Source organism: Corynebacterium frankenforstense (assembly GCF_030211955.1).
GTDB lineage: Bacteria > Actinomycetota > Actinomycetes > Mycobacteriales > Mycobacteriaceae > Corynebacterium > Corynebacterium frankenforstense_A.
Genome location: NZ_JASODI010000001.1, coordinates 33100 through 52602, shown reverse-complemented (window position 1 = coordinate 52602; position 19503 = coordinate 33100). Strand labels below are relative to the sequence as shown.

Sequence of the window (19503 nt, the reverse complement as noted above, 5' to 3'; positions counted from 1 at the left end):
GCGCGGCGCGATCCTCGCCTTCGGCCGGGCGCTACCCCGCCGCCGGCGCCTCACCCTCGGCCGGGTCCTCGCCGTCCAGCGGCATGTGGGTGTCCACCTCGCCGCCGCCGATCGCGCCCTTCTCGTCGGAGGCCGCGGAACCGGCCTCCTCGGCGGGCACGGAGATGGAGTCCCACAGCTTGTCCAGCCAGCTGCGGTCCTGGGAGGCGGGCACCTCGCCGGCCACGGTCGAGGTCTGGTCCATCTCGGGGTCGAGGATGCGGTAGGCGGTCTCGCCCTCCCCGATCACGCCGAGGCGGCGGCGGGCCTGCTCGCGGGCGTAGGCCTCGGAGTTCCAGCGGCCCAGCTCGGCGTCGAGCTCGTCGACGCGCTCCTGCTTGGCGGCGATGGACTCGTTGAGGCGGGCGATCTCGGTGCGCCCGCTGAAGTAGTTGCGCGCGGGTGCGGCCACGGCACCGAGCACGATCAGCGCAGCCAGCGCGAGCACGGCCAGGTCGGCGGCCCCCATGCGCACCCGCGGCAGGCGCCGCTTCGGGCGCGCGGGCGCGTTGTCGCGGCTGGTGACCGGCACGCGGCCGCGCCGGGGGGCCCGCTCGCTCGTGCGGGTCTCCTCGGCGGCCTCGTCGGCCTCGTCGGTGCTGGTCTCGGCGGTGCTCATACCAGGGGGATTCTACTCCGCCGGCTCGCGTCGGACCTGGATGTGACCCAGCGCGTCGGCGGCGAGGGTGACGGCCTCGTCGCGGCCGTCGACGGCGATGCGCGCCATGCCGTCATAGGGCGCCGGCAGCAGCCGCACGCCCACTCCGGGGGCCACGCCGCAGTCGGTGAGGTAGCGCAGCAGCTTCGCGTCGCGGTCGCGCAGGCGCACCACGATGGCGGGCTCACCCTCCTCGAGCGCGGAGAGCGGCACACTGTCGACGGTCTCGACGGTGCCGTCGGAGGACGGGATGGGGTCGCCGTGCGGATCACGGGTGGGGTGTCCCAGCGCCTCGTCGATACGCTCGATGAACAGGTCGGAGACGGCGTGCTCGAGCACCTCGGCCTCGGCGTGAATCTCCTCGACGCCGTAGCCGACGACGCGCTCGAGGAAGGTCTCCACGAGCCGGTGGCGGCGCACCAGCTGCACGGCGAGCTCGCGACCCTGCTCGGTGAGCATGATCGGCTTGTAGGGGGTGTGGTCGATCAGCCCCATGCCGGCGAGGCGCTTGACCGCCTCGGAGGCGGTGGAGCGCTGCTGGCCGAGGGCCTCGGCCAGGTCGGAGAGCGCGACGCCGGAGGCGGTCGAGACGTCCCCGCGGCCCCAGTCGACCAGGTCGAAGATCTTCTTCAGGTAGTCCTGCGACCGGTCGGGCAGGTCCGTGACCTTCATCGAGTCCATGGAGGACAGACTATCAGCCCCCGGCACGGCAAAAACCCCGCCGGACCGCGCGGGTTCAACTCAGTGAACTCCCGCGGGCGACGGGGTCTGGTCCGGGGCCTCCCGGTTCCGGGTCTTAGCCCTGGAAGCGCGGGAAGGCGGAGCGGCCGGCGTAGACGGCGGCGTCGCCCAGCTCCTGCTCGATGCGCAGCAGCTGGTTGTACTTGGCCACGCGTTCGGAGCGGGCCGGGGCACCGGTCTTGATCTGGCCGCTGCCCAGGGCGACGGCGAGATCGGCGATGGTGGTGTCCTCGGTCTCACCGGAGCGGTGCGACATCATGGTGCGGTAGCCGTTGCGGTGGGCCAGGTCGACCGCGTCGAAGGTCTCGGTCAGGGTGCCGATCTGGTTGACCTTGACCAGCAGGGCGTTGGCGGCCTTCTCCTCGATGCCCTTCTTCAGGCGCTCGGGGTTGGTCACGAAGAAGTCGTCGCCGACGATCTGGACCTTGTCGCCGATCTTCTCGGTCAGGGTGGTGTAGCCGGCCCAGTCGTCCTCCTGCAGCGGGTCCTCGATGGAGACGATCGGGTAGTTGGCGATGAGCTCCTCGTAGACCTTGGCCATCTCCTCGGCGGAGTGCTCGCCGCCCTCGAAGTGGTAGGTGCCGTCCTTGTAGAACTCGGAGGAGGCGACGTCCAGGGCCAGGGCCACGTCGGCGCCCGGCTTGAAGCCGGCCTTCTCGATGGCCTCGACAATCAGGTCGAGGGCGGCGCGGGTGGAGTCGACGGACGGGGCGAAGCCGCCCTCGTCGCCCAGGCCGGTGGACAGGCCCTTCTCCTTGATGACGGACTTCAGGGTGTGGTACACCTCGGCGCCCATGCGCAGGGCCTCGGAGAAAGTCTCCGCGCCGATCGGGGCGATCATGAACTCCTGGACGTCGACGCCGGAGTCGGCGTGGGCGCCACCGTTGAGGATGTTCATCATCGGCACGGGCAGCACGTGGGCGTTCGGGCCGCCGATGTAGCGGTACAGCGGCAACTCGGCGGACTCGGCGGCGGCCTTGGCCACGGCGATGGACACACCGAGGATGGCGTTGGCACCGAGGCGGGACTTGTTTTCGGTGCCGTCGAGCTTGATCATGGCCTCGTCGATGAGGCGCTGGTCGTCGGCCTCCATGCCGGCGACCTCGTCGACGATCTCCTCGTTGACGTTCGCGACGGCCTTGGTCACGCCCTTGCCCTGGTAGCGGTCGCCGCCGTCGCGCAGCTCGTGCGCCTCGTGGACGCCGGTCGAGGCGCCGGAGGGCACACCGGCGACACCGTGGGCGCCGTTGTCCAGGAACACCTCAGCCTCAACGGTCGGGTTACCGCGGGAATCGAGAATCTCGCGGGCGAAAACGTGCATGATGTCAGCCACCGTGGCCTCCTATTGCCATCTCGTGAGCAGGAACAGCTTCTCGTTGAGACGCCTTGGGGTCCGAGGGTGCATGGGCACCGCGTCGGCCGCTGCACCGTTCGGTCGCAGTCGCCGGCCGAGCCCCGCGGCATCTTCAGGGGCCATTATTCCAAAGATTCGCCCGGAATGCCCGTTGGAACATGTCCGGTTCTGCCCGGTTCCCCCCGATTTTTGAATACATGCAGGTCCCGGGCTTGCATGTGCGGGAAATTGTGCGCGGATTCCCACCCCGCGGCCGCCGATCGACGGCACACACGGTCGTTTGAACGTGCAACCGGACGCCCGGTTGGGCACTCGCGGACACGATTGACGACGTCCCGCGGGTCACCCATCTGCATCCCTCCCCCGTGGCGCACCCTCACCCCGGTGGCGCGCCCTCACCCCGGTAGCGCGCCTTCACCCCGGCGGCGTGGCGGAGCCACGCCACCTAGTGCGCCGCGGGCTGACGCAGGGCGTAGGAGTTGGCGGCGTCGCGAACGTCCGTGAGGTACTCGCCGGACATGTTGTAGGACTTCACCGCGCTAACCCAGTCCTCGGGGTCGGAGAGGTCGCGCCCGTTGCACAGCAGCTTCGCCGCCGAGGCCGCGGCGTCGTCGATCTGGTTGGGGTCGGGGTGGCCGTCGCCGTCGGCGTCGATGCCGAAGCGCTCCCAGGACTCGGGGATGAACTGCATGGGGCCGACGGCGCGGTCCCACTCGGTGTCGCCGTCGAGCTCGCCGCCGTCGGTGTCGTGCACGGCGGCGAAACCGCCGCTGCCGTCGAGTGCGGGGCCGATGATCGGCGGGTTGGCGTAGCCGTTCTCGTCGAGCGAGCCGCCCGAGAGCAGCTTGCCGGAGTAGGTGCCGTGGCGGGTCTCCACCTGCCCGATGCCGGCCAGCGTGGTCCAGTTGAGGTTGCACTCGGGCCAGGCGTCGCGGGCGATGAGCTCGGCGTTGCCGTAGGCGCGCAGCGCGGCGGCCGGGATGCCGGTGTCCTCGGAGAGGTCGCCGGCCCAGTAGGTCAGCTTGTCGGCGGTGCGCCCCGGACCGTGAACGTCGATCTCGGCGACGGGCTCGCCGGCGGCCGGGGGCACGTCGTCGGGGATCGGCTGCAGCTGGCGGAAGGGCTGGGTGCCGCCGACGACCATGGACAGCGCCCAGCCGACCACGGCGATGACGAGGACGACCGCGAGCGCCGTCATGCACCCGCAGCCTCTGCCCCGCCGTCCCGTTTCGTCCATGGCGAGCGATCCTACCGCCCACCGCCGCACAGGCGCGCAACCCGCAGGCACGCGTCGCGGAGCCACCCGTCGAACCGGCCCACGCGACCTCCCGCTCCCCCGATATTCAGCCCCGGTTGCACAACATCAGCCACACGAAGATACTTATGCCACATCAATAACAGGAGAGGTTCCCGAAAGGACACCGCCGTGAAGAAGACCCTCGTCGCCGCCCTCGCCACCGCCGCCCTGGCCACCGGCGTCCTCGCCCCCGCCGCGAACGCCGCCGACACGCGCACCGGGCTGCTCGACCAGCTCAACGGCAACATCGCCACCGCCGACTGCCGCGTCGTGGACTTCGCGCTGCGCAGCACCGGGATGGTCGGCGAGAAGACCACCCGCTCGGAGCTCGTGAAGAACCTGCGCGGTGTCTCCGACGACACCACCCTGAAGCTGATCTCCGCGCAGTCGGTCACCGCCGTGGCCGACCGCGCCCTCGAGTGCGGCGTGGTCACCCCCGACCCGCAGGTCGCACTGAGCTCCCAGATCCCGGGCTTCGACAAGGCCTACGACACGCTGACCCTGCTGTCCTCCCTGTAATTCCGGGACGTGGGCCCGGGGTCCCTGAAGCCCCCCGGAACCGTCGGCGCGCTATACCGCACCGCCCTTCTCGCGCGCCTTGCCCGCTGCCCACGCGGCGTCCTGCGCGGCCTGGTCGACCACCCCGGTCGAGCCGTCGAAGAGGTAGGGCGCGCGCGAGCGGATCTTCGCGGTGAACCGCGCCGCGACGTCGCCGAAGTCCCACGCCCCGCGCCCGCGGGCGATCTCGGCGTGGAAGAGCACCTGCAGCAGCACGTCGGAGAGCTCGGCGAGCAGCTCGGCCTCCTCGGCATCCCCCGCCCCGCCGGCGTCCTCGGCGGCCTGCCAGGCGCGCGCCGCCTCGGCGTACTCGCCGGCCTCCTCGGCCAGGTACGGCAGCAGCGAGACGTGCGTCTGCCCGCGCTCCCACTCGCCGCGTTCGCGGGCCGCGGCGATGACCCGGCGCGCCTCGGCAACCGGGTCCGCAAGGCTCGCCGCCCGGAGGACCTGCTCCCCCGCCGCTTTCCGACGCCGCGCCTCCGCGTCCGTCTCGTCCAGAGTCACCCAGGTGCCCTCGGCACCCGCGCCGGCGTCAGCCGGCGCCTGCGCCGCAACCGCGTCAGCCATCGCGGCGACGTCGTGGGGCACGGCGTCGGAAATTGAGACGGGTGCGCACAGCGCACCCGAAACGAAAGCGGTGGCCGGAACCAGGTCCGGCCACCGCGCGTCAAGGACGAGGACGGTCAACTACTTCTCGCCCTCCGGCTGGTCGCCGCCGAGACGCTCGCCGATCTTGTCGCGGACGGTGTCGATCTTGTCGGCGTTGTCCTCGCCGAAGCGGTCCTTGGCCTTGTCGGCCGCGGTGTCCAGCGCGTCGTTCGCCTTTTGCTTGCCCTCGTCGGAGTTGAGGAACTCCTCCGCCTTGCCCTTGGCCTTGTCGAAGATGCCCATTGTGGTGTCCTTTCAGTCGGTCGCGATTAATGCGTCCCCGAGGTTACGTCACTGAGGCGCTCTGCGTAAGATTTGACCGATGATTATCGCAGGCGAAGACTCCCGGCGCCGGTCAGTGCCCATGTGGACCCTCGTGGGGCTGATCATCGGCTCCACCGTCGGCGCGGGTATCTTCTCGCTGCCGCAGAATCTGGCGTCCGTGGCCGCCCCCGGCGCCACCCTGATCGGGTGGGCCATCGCGGGCGTGGGCATGCTCTCGGTCGCGTTCGTCTTCCACGTGCTCGCCCGCCGCAAGCCGCACCTGGACTCCGGCGTCTACGCCTACGCGCGCGCCGGCCTGGGCGACTTCATCGGCTTCACCGCCGGGTGGGGCTACTGGCTGGGCAGCGTGATCGCACAGGTCGGCTACGCCACGCTGTTCTTCTCCACCATCGGCCACTACGTGCCGCTGTTCTCGGCGGACAACCGCTGGGTCTCCGCCAGCGCGGTGACGGTGCTGACCTGGGTGATCTTCGCCGTGCTCGCCCGCGGGGTGCACCAGGCCGCGGTGCTCAACGCGGTGACGACGGTGGCCAAGCTGCTGCCGATCTTCGCGTTCATCGTCCTCGCGGCCTTCATCGGGTTTTCCTGGGACCGCTTCACCCTCGGCTTCTGGGGCTCGGGCGACGGCGGCGTCGGCGACGTCTTCGAGCAGGTCCAGGGCGTGATGCTGTTCACCGTGTGGGTGTTCATCGGTGTCGAGGGCGCCAGCGTCTACTCCCGGCAGTCGCGTTCGCGTTCCGACGTCGCGCGCGCCACCGTGGTCGGGTTCCTCTCCGTGCTTGCGCTCCTGGTCAGCGTCTCCGTGCTCTCCTTCGGCGTGCTCTCGCGCGCCGAGCTGGCCGCGCTGCCGGACAACTCGATGGCCAGCGTGCTCGAGGCCGTCGTCGGCCCCTGGGGCGGCGCGCTGGTCTCGCTGGGCCTGTGTCTGTCCGTGTTGGGCGCCTACGTCTCCTGGCAGATGCTGTGCGCCGAGCCGGTGATGATGATGGCCGTCGACGGGCTGCTGCCGCGGCGCATCGGGGCGGTCAACGACTCGGGCGCTCCCTGGGTCGCCCAGCTGATCTCCACCACCGTCATCCAGATGTGGGTCATTGTCTTCTTCCTCAACGAGACGACCTACGTGCAGATGGTGCAGCTGGCCACGGTGCTCTACCTGCTGCCCTACCTCTTCTCCGCGTTCTACCTGGTGCTGCTCGCGGTGCGCGGCAAGGGCATCTCGCACCCGCAGGCCGGCGTCAGCTTCGACGACTCCGGCCCCGAGATCCCGCGCCGCGACAACCGCCGCCACCTGCTCATCGGGCTGGTCGCGCTGATCTACTCGCTGTGGCTCTTCTACGCCGCCGAGCCGCGCTACGTGCTCTTCGGCGCCCTGTCCGTGCTGCCGGGGCTGATCCCCTACGTGTGGACGCGCCGGCTGCGCGGGGAGCGGCTCTTCAACGGCTTCGAGTGGTGCGTGGTCGCGCTGATCTGCGTGGCCTCCGCGTTCGCCGTGTGGGGGCTGGCCACCGGCTCGATGGCGCTGTAAGGCTCACTCGCGGCGTCGGAAATTGCCCGCCGCGCGCACCCGGGTGCGCAGCGCCTCGCTGCCGGCCTGCGCCAGCGCGACGACCGCGAATCCCGCGACAGCGCCGAGCGAGGTGAACAGCAGGTTCTTCAGCTCGGGGTCCACGTCGACGGACCAGGAGATCGCCGGGCCGAGCCCGCTGGCCCCCAGCGCCAGCCCCGCGACGACGGCCACCACCAGCGGTTCAAAGACCTGCAGGAACGCCACACGCCGCAGGAAGGACCCGGGCGCGCCGAGCAGGTGCAGCGAGTGGTCGAGCCGCTGCTCACGGTAGACGGCCGCCGAGCGCTCGAGCAGGGTGGTCACCGCGGCGATCACGAAGGCGAAGCCGACGGTGAGGTAGCCGCCGGTGACCACGTCGGCGATCAACTTCAGCTCCGCCTCGTCGCCGTCGGCGAGGATCTCGACCGGCTGGACGGCGATCGCGCCCAGCAACGCGAAGAGGTAGGCCAGCACCGCCACCCCGTTCCAGGTGCGCGCGGGCTCGGCCACGATGCGCCGGCAGGCCGTGTGGTGCGCGACCCCGGGCAGGCGGGAGGCGACGGCCGCCAGGACCTTCAGGACCCATGTCATGGCGAGGTGGAACGCGGCGATCACCGCGAGCAGCAGCACCGGCAGGATGCGCCCGACGGTCTCGGGGTCGACCACACCGACCACCACGACGACCACGATTACGACGCCCACAACGGCCCAGAGCCGCCACTTGCCCATCCGGGCGGCCGGCGCCCTGCGGGCCACCCCCAGGGGGGTGACCGACACCCGCCGCAGCCCGGCGGCGACGCCCGCCGCCGCGAGGCCCAGCATGAGCAGGCACAGCGAGGCATACCCCCACCACGGCAGGATCATCTCGGCGGTGCGCAACGGGGTGAACTGGAAGGTAAACGCCTGCCACAGCGGCGCGGTCAGAAGCGAGAGCAGCGTGCCGAGCAGCACGCCGACGGCCGCCTGGGTGAGCGTCTCGACGAGTGCCACCGCCGTGACCTTCCGCGCGGAGAGCCCGAGCAGGCGCAGCACTGCCAACCGGCGCTCGCGCCCGCTGGCCCCCAGCACGGCGGCCCGCTGTGTCAGCGAGAACATCGCCGGGACGAGGAAGACGCAGGCCAGGCTCGTCAGGACGAGGTAGAAGTTCAGGATGACCTGGACCTGAGGCAGCTGGGCGAACTCCGGGGCCAGCTCGGCGCCGCCATGGGCGCGCTCGTAGAACATCCACGCCCCGCCGGCGATGGTGGCGGCCAGCCAGCTCATCACGGTGAACGCGGCCGTGGCCAGAAGCGGCATCAGCGAGGCTCCGCGACCGCCGTGGTCGCCTCTTAGGTTCGCGCGGGCGAGTGTGCCCGCGATCTGCGCGGGGTTCATCGGTTGCTCCGATCCGCGTGCACGATGCCGTCGCGGATCTCGACGAGCCGGCCGCACCAGTCGGCCACCCCGCGGTCGTGGGTGACCATCACCAGGGACGCACCGCGCTCGGCGGTCAGCGCGGTGAGCAGCTGGATGACCTCGTGGCCGGTGGCCTGGTCGAGCGCGCCGGTGGGCTCGTCGGCGAAGACGACCTGCGGGGAGTTCGCCAGCGCGCGGGCGATGGCCACGCGCTGGGCCTGCCCGCCGGACATCGCCGCCGGGCGGCGGTCGGCCAGCCCGCCGACGCCCAGCCGGCTCAGCAGATCGACGGCCTCGCGCTCGGCCGCGGCGCGCGTCGTGCCCGCCAGGCGGGCGGCCAGGGCGACGTTCTCGGCGGCGGTGAGCTCGTCGAGGAGCTGGCCGTCCTGGAAGACGAAGCCGAAGTCGTGCAGCCGGATCCGGGAGCGCCGCCGGTCGCCGGCCGCGCTCAGCTCGGCGCCGGCGAAGCGGACCTCGCCGGTGCTCGGCTGGAGCACTCCCGACAGGCAGTGCAGGAGGGTCGACTTGCCGGAGCCCGAGGGCCCCATGATCGCGACGGTCTCTCCGTGGCCGACGCTGAGGCTGATTCCGCCGAGCACGGGGCCCGAGCCGTAGTCCTTGGTGATGTCGCGTGCGACGAGCAGCGGCTCGTGCGCCGTGGTGCGTGTGTTTTCCATGACCTCCAGTCCAGCAGTCGCCCGCCGCGTGCACACTGGCCCGGAGCCGAGTCTTCCGGGTGGAGCTGGCTCCACCCCCGCGACGTCGGGCCCCGTTTAGGGTAGACGTCATGCTGGGTTGGGCACGCCGGAGCCGCGTTCTCCGGGACAGGGTGCAGGAGTCGCGCGAGGCGGCGTCGGCGGCGCGCATCGCCGAGCTGACCCGCTCGCGGCGCTCGGTGGCCGAGGCCTACGAGCGCGAGCGCCGCCGCATCGAGCGCGACCTGCACGACGGCGCGCAGCAGTACTTCGTCGCCGCCGCGATGGCGCTCGGCGAGGCGGAGATGCTCGCCGAGGAGGCCGGTACGGGCTCGGCTCCCGGGGAACTGGCCCGTGAGCTGGCCCGAGCCCGGAAACTGCTCGGCGAGGGCCTGACGGCGCTGCGAGCGACCGTGCACGGCATCCACCCGCAGGTGCTCGTCGACGAAGGCCTGGCCGCCGCCGTGGGCGCGGTGGCCGCCTCCTACGGCTCGCACGTGCAGGTGCGCGCGCCCCACCCGCTGCCGGAGCTGCCGGCGGCGGTGCTGGCCGCGGCCTACTTCTTCGCCTCCGAGGCGTTGACCAACTGTGCGCGCCACGCCCCCGGCGCACCGGTGACCGTGCTGCTGACCGCGGACTCGGAGCTGACCGTCTCCGTGGTCGACCGCGGCCCGGGCGGCGCCGAGGTGCGCCCCGGCGGCGGGCTGGCCGAGATGTCCGGCCGCCTGGAGGCCTTCGACGGCACCGTGACGGTGCACTCCCCCGCCGGCGGGCCGACCCAGGTCGTCGCGCGCATCCCGCTGCTGCTCCACCGCGGCGAACCCGGACTGATCGGAGAGGAATCCTGATGACCGCTCCCCTGCGCATCGCGCTCGCCGACGACTCCGTGCTCTTCCGCGAGGGCCTGGCGGGCCTGCTCACCCGCCGCGGCCACGAGGTGTGCGCCCAGCTTGCCGACGCCGCGCAGTTGCGCGCGTGGGCGGCCGGGCTCGGCGCCGCAGACGTCCCCGACGTGCTGATCGCCGACGTGCGCATGCCTCCCGGCATGCGCGACGACGGCCTGGTGGCGGCCCTGGAGGTGCGCGGCACGCACCCGGGGCTGGCGGTGCTGGTGCTCTCCCAGTACGTGGCGGTCACCCACGCCGACCGGCTGCTCGCCGAGGCGGACCGCTCGGCGGCGGGCACGGGCTACCTGCTCAAGGACCGGGTCTCGGACGTGCGCGAGTTCCTCGACGCGCTGTCGGTGGTCGCCGGTGGCGGCATGGTCATCGACCCGGAGGTCGCGGCCACGCTGCTGCGCCGCTCGCGCGGGGCGGGCGTGGAGCGGCTCAGCCCGCGGGAGACCGAGGTGCTCGACCTGATGGCGCGCGGGCGCTCGAACGCGGACATCGCCGCCGAGCTGGTGCTCTCGCCGGCGGCGGTGTCCAAGCACGTGGCGAACATCTTCCTGCGCCTGGGGCTCTCCCCGGAGCAGGACAATCGGCGGGTGCGCGCGATCCTGCACTACCTGCGCGAGACCGGCGGCCTGCGCGACCCCGAGGCCTGAGCCCCGGCTCACTCGCTGACGGAGACGACCCGCCTCTTCCCGGACTTGCTGTCCTTACCGTCAGCGCCCTTGCCGTCCTCATCGGCACCGCCGCCGCGGACGTCGGCGTGCTCGAGGTCGAACATCTCGCTGAGGAAGTCGGCCACCCACTGCAGCAGGTCCTCGTCGCGCAGCTTCGGGTCGGTCAGCTTGCGCCCGGCCTTCGGGAAGGGCAGCTGGATCGCCTTGGCGGCGGCCCGGTAGTTCGAGCCCGGGTAGAGCCGCTTGAGGCGCACCTGGCGCGAGTCGCTGAGCTCGACGGGGTGGACCTTGATGCGCGTGCCCTGCACCGCGATGTCGGTCACCCCGGCCCTGCGGGCCTGGTGGCGCAGCCGGGCCACGGAGAGCAGCCGGGCGACCTCCTCGGGCACGGGCCCGTAGCGGTCCTCCATCTCCTCGACGGCCAGCTGCAGGTCCTGATCGGACTCGGAGGCGGCCAGCTGGCGGTAGACCTCGAGGCGCAGCCGCTCGGAGTTGATGTAGCTCTCCGGGATGTGGGCGTCGACGGGCAGGTCGACGCGGATCTCCTTCGGGCCCTTGTCGGTGGCGTCGAGGGTCTTGCCCTCGGCCAGGGCGCGGTAGGTCTCCACGGCCTCGCCGACCAGGCGCATGTACAGGTCGAAGCCGACGCCCTCGATGTGGCCGGACTGCGCGGAGCCGAGCACGTTGCCGGCGCCGCGCATCTCGAGGTCCTTCATGGCCACGGCCATGCCCGCGCCGAGGTCGTTGTTCTGCGCGATCGTCGAGAGCCGGTCGTACGAGGTCTCGGTGAGCGTGGTGCCCTTCGGGTAGAGGAAGTAGGCGTAGCCGCGCTCGCGGGAACGCCCGACGCGGCCGCGCAGCTGGTGCAGCTGGCTGAGCCCCATATGGTGGGAGTTCTCCACGATCAGGGTGTTGGCGTTCTGGATGTCCAGGCCGGTCTCCACGATGGTGGTGCACACCAGGACGTCGTACTCGCGGTCCCAGAAGCCCTGCACGGTGCGCTCGAGGATCTCCTCGCTCATCTGGCCGTGGGCGACGACGATGCGCGCCTCGGGCACCAGCTCGCGCAGCTGGCGGGCCTTCTTCTCGATGTCGGAGACCCGGTTGTGGATGTAGAAGACCTGCCCGTCGCGCAGCAGCTCGCGCCGGATGGCGGCGGCGACCTGCTGCTCCTCCTCGGGGCCGACATAGGTCAGCACCGGGTGGCGGTCCTCGGGCGGGGTGAGGATGGTGGACATCTCGCGGATGCCGGACATCGACATCTCGAGGGTGCGCGGGATCGGGGTGGCCGAAAGGGTCAGCACGTCGACGTGGGTGCGCAGCGCCTTGATGTGCTCCTTGTGCTCGACGCCGAAGCGCTGCTCCTCGTCGACGATGACCAGCCCCAGGTTCTTCCAGTTCACGCCGGTCTGCAGCAACCGGTGGGTGCCCACCACGATGTCCACGGTGCCGTCGGAAAGCTCCTTGAGGATCTCCTTGGCCTCCCTGCCGGAGGTGAAGCGCGACAGCCCCTTGATGGTCACCGGGAAGCCGTCCATGCGCTCGGCGAAGGTGGCCAGGTGCTGCTGTGCCAAGAGCGTGGTCGGCACGAGCACGGCGACCTGGCGGCCGTCCTGGACGGCCTTGAAGGCCGCGCGCACGGCGACCTCGGTCTTGCCGTAGCCGACGTCGCCGACGATGACGCGGTCCATCGGCACCGGCTTCTCCATGTCCTCCTTGACCGCCTCGATGGCCGCCATCTGGTCCTCGGTCTCGACGAACGGGAAGTTGTCCTCCAGCTCGCGCTGCCAGGGGCTGTCGGCGGCGAAGGCGTGCCCCGGCGCGCTCTGCCGCTTGGCGTAGAGCTCGATGAGCTCGCCGGCGATCTCGCGCACGGCGGCGCGCGCCTTCTTCTTGGTGTTCTTCCAGTCGGAGCCGCCCATCTTCGACAGGGTGGGAGCCTCGCCGCCGGAGTACTTGCTCAACAGGTCGAGCGAGTCCATGGGCACCCACAGCTGGTCGGCGGGCTGCCCGCGCTTGGACGGCGCGTACTCGAGGACGATGTACTCGCGCCGCGAGGTCTCGTCGCCGGCCTTGATGGTGCGCTCGGCCATCTTGAGGAAGCGGCCGATGCCGTGCGTCTCGTGCACCACGTAGTCGCCGGCCTTCAGCGCGAGCGGGTCGACACGGTTGCGCCGGCGCGCCGGGCGGCGCTTGGCGCCGGCGATGTCGCCGACGCGGTTGCCGGTCAGGTCCGTCTCCGTGACCACGACGAGTGGGTGCGTGTGCTTGCCGACGCCCGCGTCGGCCACCGCCGGAAAGACCAGTCCGGCGTGCGAGAGTGCCTGGTAGATGATGATCTCGCCGGGCTCGGGTACCGCGCCGGGCTCGGCGACCCGGTTGGGGATGCCCTTCTCCGAGAAGCGCTCGGCCATGCGCTTGACCAGCCCGCGGGTGGGCGTGACGAAGGCGGCGCGCCCGCCGTGCCGGGTGTGCTCGTGGAGGCGGCCCATCATCTGGTCGATCTCGCCGAGGTCGCCGCGCGGGGCGGGGCCGGCCTCGAACTCGAGGGGCAGGGTGACCTCCTCGCCGGCGACGAACATGCCGGGCGGGGCGAAGGTCCACCACGGCAGGCCGCGGTCGCGGGCGGCGTCCTCGAGGGTCTCGACGTCGAGGTAGGACGCCGCGGAGGTGTCCACGCCCTCGGCGGCCACCGGCCCGGCCGCTCCCATGGCGGCGGCCTCCCAGCCGGCGGCGAGGAACTCGTTGTCGGTGGTCTCCAGGTCGTGGATGCGGGTGCGGATCTTCTCCGGGTTGACCAGCATCACGTGGGTTCCCTCGGGCAGCAGGTCGGTCAGCGGCACCAGCGGGGTGTCCGTCAGCGCCGGCAGGATCGCCTCCATGCCGTCGGCGTAGGTGCGCTCGGAGACGCGGGTGAGCAGCTCGGTCAGCGTGGGGTTGCCGGGGTGCTCGACGGCGAGCTTCTCCGCACGGGCGGCGACCTCGTCGGTGATCAGCAGCTCGCGGGCCGGGTAGATCTCGACGCGGCCGACCTCGATCTCGGAGATGGTGCGCTGGTCGGCCACCGAGAACTGGCGGATCTCGCTGACCTCGTCGCCCCAGAACTCGACGCGCACGGGGTAGTTTGCGGTCGTCGGGAAGACGTCGAGGATGCCGCCGCGCACGGCGAACTGGCCGCGGCGGGCGACCATGTCGACGTGCTCGTAGGCGCGGAAGACCAGCTGCTCGGTCAGGGCGGAGAAGTCGTGCTCCTCTCCCTCGGCGAGCACCAGGCCCTCGCGCCCGGCGGCGGTCTTGAGCACCGGCTGGCAGAAGCCGCGCGCCGGGGTGACCACCACCTGCGTGTCCTGAAGGTGGTCGAGGACGGCGGCGCGGCGGCCGACGATGTCCGCGCCCGGGGAGAGGCGCTCGTGCGGCAGGGTCTCCCAGCTGGGGAAGAGCGCGACCGTCTCGCCGAGCATCGCGCGCAGCTCGGCGGTCAGGTCCTCGGCCTCACGGCCGGTGGCGGTGACCACCAGCAGCGGGGTCTTACGGGCCAGTGCGCCCAGCGCCCAGCTGCGGGCCTGGTCGATGCCCGTGACGTGCAGGGTGGGGTCGCCGACGTTGGCGACCAGCCCGCGCATCTTCGGGTCCGTGGCGGCGACCTCGAGCAGCCCCGAGAGCATCGCCCCGGTCCCCTTCTCGGTTGTCTTCCCGTGTCCAGCGGCGGTGCGGGCCACCTAGATTCCTTCTTTCTCGAGTTCGGTGCGCAGTTTGGCGGCGGGTTCGGAGAGCGCGGGCTCCGGCTCCAGGCCGGCCAGCCCGTTCCAGCACAGGTTGACGATGTGCGCGGCGATCTCGTCCTTGGGCACCTCGCGGTGCTCGAGCCACCACTGCGCGGACATGGAGACCATACCGACCATCGCCTGGCCGTAGAGAACCGCGTGGTCACGGTTGAGCCCCTGGCGCTCGAACTTGTCGCCGAGGATGTGGGAGACCTGGCTGACGGCCTGGTTGAGCAGGGTCGAGTAGGAGCGCTCGCCGGTGGCCTGCCCCGCGCCGGCGTCGCGCACGAGGATGACGAAGCCGTCGGTGTCCTGCTCGACGTAGGTCAGCAGCGCCACGACGGCCTTCTCGATGCGCTCGCGGGAGCGTCCGCGCACGAGGGACTCGGTGATGACCTTCTCCAGGTGGTTCATCTCCCGGTCGACGACGACGGCGTAGAGGCCCTCCTTGCCGCCGAAGTGCTCGTAGACCACCGGCTTGCTCACGCCGGCGCGCGCGGCGATGTCCTCGACGCTGGTGCCGTCGAAGCCGCGTTCGGCGAAGGCCCGCCTGCCGATCTCGATGAGCTGCTCGCGGCGCTGCCTGCCCGTCATCCTCTGCCTGGCCATGGGTAACAGCCTATCGCGACTGACACACATGCTCCCCTGCGGCGACTGGGCGGCCGCGGTGGTGCGGTATCGTATGCACGAAGCGCACGGTCCCACCGCGCGCGGTTCCCCATGGTGTAATGGCAACACTACGGTTTTTGGTACCGTCATTCCAGGTTCGAGTCCTGGTGGGGAAGCTTTTCCGGGTCGCCGTAGCCGGCAGGGCCACCCCACGCCTGCGCCGGCCGCAGCGTTCACCGCAGCGAGCAGATGACCAGGCCGGCGTAGGCGGTCACCGCCGCCACCGCCCCGCCGATGACGAGGGCGCGCGACGCCGTCTCCGCGAACCCGCACCCCGCGGGGTAGAACATCCGCGGGTAGACGGCCCCGCTCTCGCAGCGGGGGTCGGGCATGTCGCCGAAGTCCGGCACGAACCCCAGCGCCACGAGCTGGGCGAGGAAGAACATGCCGGCCAGACAGGCCTCCCCGCGCCCCGGGCTCCGGACGCCTCCCGTGCGCCACGGCCGGTTCGCCAGCACGAGCAGGCCGACCAGGACCAGGTTGAGCACCGGCAGGCCGACGAGGCCGAACATGAGCAGCATCAGCAGTATCCAGCCGCCCAACCCCATGACGGCACGCAGGACGAGCACCAGCGGGCACACCGTGACCGCCGAGACCACCCAGCCGATCCAGAAGGCGGGTGAACCCGACGTCTGCCTGTGCCCGGGGCCCGGGCCCGTCCATCCGGTCATGGGACGGATGCTATATCAGTTCCTACGTATCCGTCTCCGGCTCGGCCGACTCAACGGCGTCCCCGCCCCGACGAATCAGTCGACCTGCCCCGCCGCTCGCGCCGGCGCCGCAGCACCCGGCGGGTGGCCAGGACCCGGAGGCCCACGTAGGCGGCGAGCATCAGCAGCAGCCCGCCGACGACCACCACACCGGTCGCCACCTCGGCGAAGCGGCAGCCCCCGGCCAGGAGCAGCACCGGGTACATCGAGCCCCCGGGGCAGGGGCGGTCCGGGGTGTCGGTGGCGTCGACCATGAACGCGAGCACCACGGCCTGGCCGATGAAGTACAGGCCCGCCAGGCGCCGCTCCCACGGCGTGAGACGCAGGCCCCGCCCCGCGCCGCGCGGGCGGTAGAGCAGAGCGAGACGGCCCAGCACGAGCAGATTGATCAGGGGCAGGATGGTCAGCCCGTACATCACGGTCAGCACCGTCATCCAACCGACCAGCCCGAAGAGCAGGCGCACGGGGACCACGACCAGCACCTGGGTCAGCGTCGAGGCCACCCAGGCGTTGCGGAAGCCGCGCCAGTCGGTCTCGGGCGCCTGCTCCGACCCCGTCACCTCATCCACGACCCGTATCCTTCAGCGATCCATCAGTGCGCGTGCGCCGCGTGGTCCTCATGGAGGCCCTCGGAGTAGGCCACCGGATTCAGCCGCGGCTCCTGGTCCAGCTCGGTCATGACGAACTGGCCCATCATCCCGGAGTCCTCGTGCAGCAGCATGTGGCAGTGGTACATGTAGGCCCACTCCGGGTCCGGGTAGTGGCCGAACTCGACCGCCAGACGTGCGGTGGCCCCCGGCGGCAGCTGCACGGTGTCGCGCCAGCCGGTCGTGGGCACGGGCAGGTCGGTGTCCTTCACCTCGAGGATGCGGAAGCGGGAGTTGTGGATGTGGAAGTTGTGGATCCAGTCGGTGTTCTCGTTGGTCACCGTCCACACCTCGGGCCCGTCGTGGTCGATGGCCAGGTCCACCCGGGACATGTCCATCGTGCGCCCGTTGATCTCGAAGGTGTTCAGCGCGAAGTCGCGCTCCGGCGCGCCCTTCACGTCCGGCTCCTTCGCGGCGGCCGGGTCGAGCACCTCGGGCACCGGGCCGACCGGCTCGGTAAGCGAGTCGGCCGCGGTGATCTCGAGCAGCTCGAAGGTGTCCTTGAGCCCGAAGTCCAGCGAGTACTCGTCCTCGGGCACGTCCATGTTCTCCTCGAACGGCACCGCCTTGAGCATCGTCGTCTCGCCCTCCTCGAGCTCCACGACGACCTCGGCGCGCTCGCCGGGGCTCATGCGCAGCTCGGTGAGGGTCTCCGGGGCGTCGAGAAGCCCGGAGTCCGTGGCCACCAGCTGGAATTTACGGCCGTCGTCGAAGGCGAGGTTGAAGAAGCGCATCGTCGCCGCGTCGAGCAGGCGCAGGCGCAGCCGCTTCGTGGTCGCCTCGAAGGTCGGGGCGGTGATGCCGTTGACCGTGGGCGTGTCGCCCTTGAGGCCGAGGTCCGGGTCGATCTCCTCGTTGAGCGAGCCGTCCTCGTTGAACTTCTGGTCCATCAGGACCACCGGGATGTCGTCGACGCCGTACTCGTGCGGCAGGTCGAGCCCGTCGGCGACGTCGTCGGCGATGACGATGCCGCCGGCCAGCCCGCGGTAGGCGTGCAGCTCGGTCTCCATGTGCGGGTGCGGGTGGTACCACAGCGTCGCCGCTGGCTGCTCGACCGTCCAACCGGGCTCCCAGGTCTCACCGGGCTCGATGCGCGAGTGCGGCCCGCCGTCGGAGACCGCCGGCAGCTTCATGCCGTGCCAGTGGATGGTGGTCATCGTGTCCAGGCCGTTGTGCACGTGCATGCGCACCCGGTCGCCGCGGCGCATGTAGAGCGTCGGCCCCAGGTGCCCGCCGTTGAAGCCCCACACACGGGTCTTCCTGTCCGGCAGCACGTTGACCTCGTGGGCGCCGGCGTCGAGGTGGAAGACGCGCTCGCCGCCGACCATCTCGCCCTCGTCGAGTGGCGGCACCGGCAGCGGACGGCGGTCCCCCTCGTAGCCCTGCGGCTGCGGCTGGTCGTCGCCGCAGGCGGTCAGGGCGGCGCCGGCGCCAGCGAGCACGACGGCCGCGGCGGCACCCTTGAACAGCGTGCGACGTCCGATGGGATTCACGGCGGATACTCCTTTCGACGGATACTGCAGGCCACTGTAGCCGTCCGCCTCTCCCCCGCACCCCCGGCGGTGGTCGCGCCGAACGTCCCGCCGCGCGGTAGCGTTATGCCCAAATGGACGAACGCGAACTCGAAGAACACAACGCCCGCCGCTTCGTGTGGGCCAACGGGCTGCAGAACGTCGGCGACCAGATCATCTCCCCGAAGTCGGTGCTGCCCTGGCTGTTCACCGCCGCCGGGGTGCCGGCGGCCCTCTCCGCCCTCCTGGTGCCGATCCGCGAGTCCGGCTCCATGCTCCCCCAGGCCGCCATCACCCCGTGGGTGAAGGCGCAGCGCTCGCGGGTACACGCCTGGATCCTCGGCGCGCTCGGCCAGGCCGCCGGTGCCGCCGGCATCGCCGCCGCGGCCGCGGCCCTGCGCGGTACGGCCCTCGGCGTGGTCGTCCTCGTCTGCCTGGCGGTGCTCGCCCTGTCGCGCTCGGTGTGCTCGATCTCCTCGAAGGACGTCCAGGGCCGCACCGTCTCCAAGGGCCGCCGCGGCCGCGTGACCGGACGCGCCACCGAGCTCGGCGGCCTGGTCGCCCTGATCGGCGGCCTCGCGCTCGGCCTGGCCGGCTCCGACCTGCCCGTCTGGGCGATCGCGGTGCTCTCCGGGGTGGCCGCCCTGGCGTGGGTGGTCGCCGCGCGCGTCTTCGCCGGCGTCGCCGACCCCTCCACCTCGATTGACGACGCCCCCGCCGACGAGACGTCGGCGGGAAAGGGCGGCGTGGACTGGCACTTCTTCTCCTCCTGCGCGCGGCTCTTCGCGGCCGACCGCCAGTTCCGCACCTTCGGGATCGTGCGCACCCTGATGCTGGTCACCGCGCTGTCGACGACCTTCCTGGTGCTGCTGGCCGGCGAGGCGGGCACCGACCTGACCGGCCTGGGCGCCTTCGTGACCGCCTCCGGGCTGGCCGCGCTGATCGGCGGCCGGGTCTCCGGCTGGCTCTCCGACATCTCCTCGCGCACCGTGATGTCATACGGCTCGGCGATCGCCGCGGTGATCCTGCTGGCCGTCGTCGCCGTGGACCACTGGGCGCCGGACGGCCTGCTCGCCTGGGTCGCCCCCGTCGCCTTCTTCGCCGTCACGCTGGTGCACACCGGCATCCGGGTCGCCCGCAAGACCTACGTCGTCGACATGGCCGAGGGTGACCGGCGCACCGAGTACGTCGCCGGCGCGAACACCCTGATGGGCGTGGCCCTGCTGGCGGTGGGCGCGGTCTCGGCCGGCGTCGCCGCCCTCGGCGCCGACGCCGCCCTGGTCTTCCTCGCCGTCCTCGGGCTCGCGGGCACCGTCGGTGCCCACCGCCTACGGGAGGTCTCGGAGCACTGAGGGGCACCGCGCGGCGTCGTCAAGCGAAACCGGATACGCCGCACAGTTATGCTTGCCCCTAGCCGGG

The 19503-nt window shown here is 71.5% G+C and carries 18 protein-coding genes; 5 read left to right on the top strand and 13 right to left on the bottom strand.

Annotated elements, in window-relative coordinates; genetic code table 11:
* Positions 1-31: 31 nt before the first annotated feature.
* The 4 genes from QP119_RS00250 to QP119_RS00235 all read right to left on the bottom strand — a co-directional run bounded on the left by QP119_RS00250 (position 32) and on the right by QP119_RS00235 (position 4029).
* Entirely contained in the window at positions 32-658 is a 627-nt protein-coding gene (locus QP119_RS00250) for a septum formation initiator family protein (RefSeq protein ID WP_284772857.1), read from the bottom strand.
* Positions 659-670: 12 nt separating this feature from the next.
* Positions 671-1369 (bottom strand): metal-dependent transcriptional regulator, encoded by a 699-nt coding sequence (locus QP119_RS00245; RefSeq protein WP_284773049.1) that lies wholly within the window; start codon positions 1367-1369, stop codon positions 671-673.
* 124 nt (positions 1370-1493) lie between these two features.
* Positions 1494-2771, bottom strand: a complete 1278-nt coding sequence (gene eno, locus QP119_RS00240; RefSeq protein ID WP_284772856.1) for a phosphopyruvate hydratase — start codon at positions 2769-2771, stop codon at positions 1494-1496.
* Positions 2772-3237: 466 nt separating this feature from the next.
* Positions 3238-4029 carry a lytic transglycosylase domain-containing protein gene (locus tag QP119_RS00235; RefSeq protein ID WP_423777730.1) on the bottom strand — a complete coding sequence of 264 codons (792 nt, stop codon included), beginning with the start codon at positions 4027-4029 and terminating at the stop codon, positions 3238-3240.
* Between the two features lie 189 nt (positions 4030-4218).
* Here QP119_RS00235 and QP119_RS00230 point away from each other — a divergent pair, with 189 nt between their 5' ends.
* Positions 4219-4608, top strand: a complete 390-nt coding sequence (locus QP119_RS00230) for a hypothetical protein (protein WP_284772854.1) — start codon at positions 4219-4221, stop codon at positions 4606-4608.
* Positions 4609-4659: 51 nt separating this feature from the next.
* Here the strand turns inward: QP119_RS00230 and QP119_RS00225 are convergent, their stop codons facing one another.
* Together QP119_RS00225 and QP119_RS00220 are read right to left on the bottom strand one after the other, a co-directional pair.
* Entirely contained in the window at positions 4660-5334 is a 675-nt protein-coding gene (locus tag QP119_RS00225) for a MazG nucleotide pyrophosphohydrolase domain-containing protein (protein WP_284772853.1), read from the bottom strand.
* The gene (locus tag QP119_RS00220) at positions 5335-5538 is read right to left on the bottom strand and encodes an antitoxin (RefSeq protein WP_284772852.1); all 204 of its coding nucleotides are present in this window, start codon (positions 5536-5538) and stop codon (positions 5335-5337) included.
* A gap of 79 nt (positions 5539-5617) precedes the next feature.
* Between QP119_RS00220 and QP119_RS00215 the strand changes: the two genes are divergently transcribed.
* Complete coding sequence (locus QP119_RS00215) at positions 5618-7105, top strand: amino acid permease (RefSeq protein WP_284772851.1); 1488 nt, start codon at positions 5618-5620, stop codon at positions 7103-7105.
* Between the two features lie 3 nt (positions 7106-7108).
* Here the strand turns inward: QP119_RS00215 and QP119_RS00210 are convergent, their stop codons facing one another.
* Together QP119_RS00210 and QP119_RS00205 are read right to left on the bottom strand one after the other, a co-directional pair.
* The gene (locus QP119_RS00210) at positions 7109-8500 is read right to left on the bottom strand and encodes an FtsX-like permease family protein (RefSeq protein WP_284772849.1); all 1392 of its coding nucleotides are present in this window, start codon (positions 8498-8500) and stop codon (positions 7109-7111) included.
* Positions 8497-9198 (bottom strand): ABC transporter ATP-binding protein, encoded by a 702-nt coding sequence (locus QP119_RS00205; RefSeq protein ID WP_284772846.1) that lies wholly within the window; start codon positions 9196-9198, stop codon positions 8497-8499. The genes QP119_RS00210 and QP119_RS00205 overlap by 4 nt, the downstream gene beginning before the upstream one ends.
* A 110-nt stretch (positions 9199-9308) precedes the next feature.
* Between QP119_RS00205 and QP119_RS00200 the strand changes: the two genes are divergently transcribed.
* Together QP119_RS00200 and QP119_RS00195 are read left to right on the top strand one after the other, a co-directional pair.
* On the top strand, positions 9309-10064 hold the full coding sequence (locus QP119_RS00200) for a sensor histidine kinase (protein ID WP_423777729.1): 756 nt from the start codon (positions 9309-9311) through the stop codon (positions 10062-10064).
* Positions 10064-10762: a response regulator transcription factor gene (locus QP119_RS00195; RefSeq protein WP_284772842.1), complete on the top strand. Its 699-nt coding sequence runs from the start codon at positions 10064-10066 to the stop codon at positions 10760-10762. Before QP119_RS00200 ends, QP119_RS00195 begins: the two co-directional genes overlap by 1 nt.
* A gap of 8 nt (positions 10763-10770) precedes the next feature.
* Here QP119_RS00195 and mfd read toward each other — a convergent pair whose 3' ends face one another.
* The 5 genes from mfd to QP119_RS00170 all read right to left on the bottom strand — a co-directional run bounded on the left by mfd (position 10771) and on the right by QP119_RS00170 (position 18066).
* On the bottom strand, positions 10771-14448 hold the full coding sequence (gene mfd / locus QP119_RS00190) for a transcription-repair coupling factor (protein WP_284773046.1): 3678 nt from the start codon (positions 14446-14448) through the stop codon (positions 10771-10773).
* A gap of 54 nt (positions 14449-14502) precedes the next feature.
* Positions 14503-15156: a TetR/AcrR family transcriptional regulator gene (locus QP119_RS00185; RefSeq protein ID WP_284772841.1), complete on the bottom strand. Its 654-nt coding sequence runs from the start codon at positions 15154-15156 to the stop codon at positions 14503-14505.
* 233 nt (positions 15157-15389) lie between these two features.
* On the bottom strand, positions 15390-15887 hold the full coding sequence (locus QP119_RS00180; RefSeq protein ID WP_284772840.1) for a hypothetical protein: 498 nt from the start codon (positions 15885-15887) through the stop codon (positions 15390-15392).
* Positions 15888-15937: 50 nt separating this feature from the next.
* On the bottom strand, positions 15938-16495 hold the full coding sequence (locus tag QP119_RS00175; RefSeq protein ID WP_284772839.1) for a hypothetical protein: 558 nt from the start codon (positions 16493-16495) through the stop codon (positions 15938-15940).
* Between the two features lie 23 nt (positions 16496-16518).
* Positions 16519-18066, bottom strand: coding sequence for a multicopper oxidase family protein (locus QP119_RS00170; RefSeq protein WP_336620388.1), 1548 nt, complete (start codon positions 18064-18066; stop codon positions 16519-16521).
* A 113-nt stretch (positions 18067-18179) separates the two neighbouring features.
* Between QP119_RS00170 and QP119_RS00165 the strand changes: the two genes are divergently transcribed.
* The gene (locus QP119_RS00165) at positions 18180-19436 is read left to right on the top strand and encodes an MFS transporter (RefSeq protein ID WP_284772838.1); all 1257 of its coding nucleotides are present in this window, start codon (positions 18180-18182) and stop codon (positions 19434-19436) included.
* Positions 19437-19503: the final 67 nt, after the last annotated feature.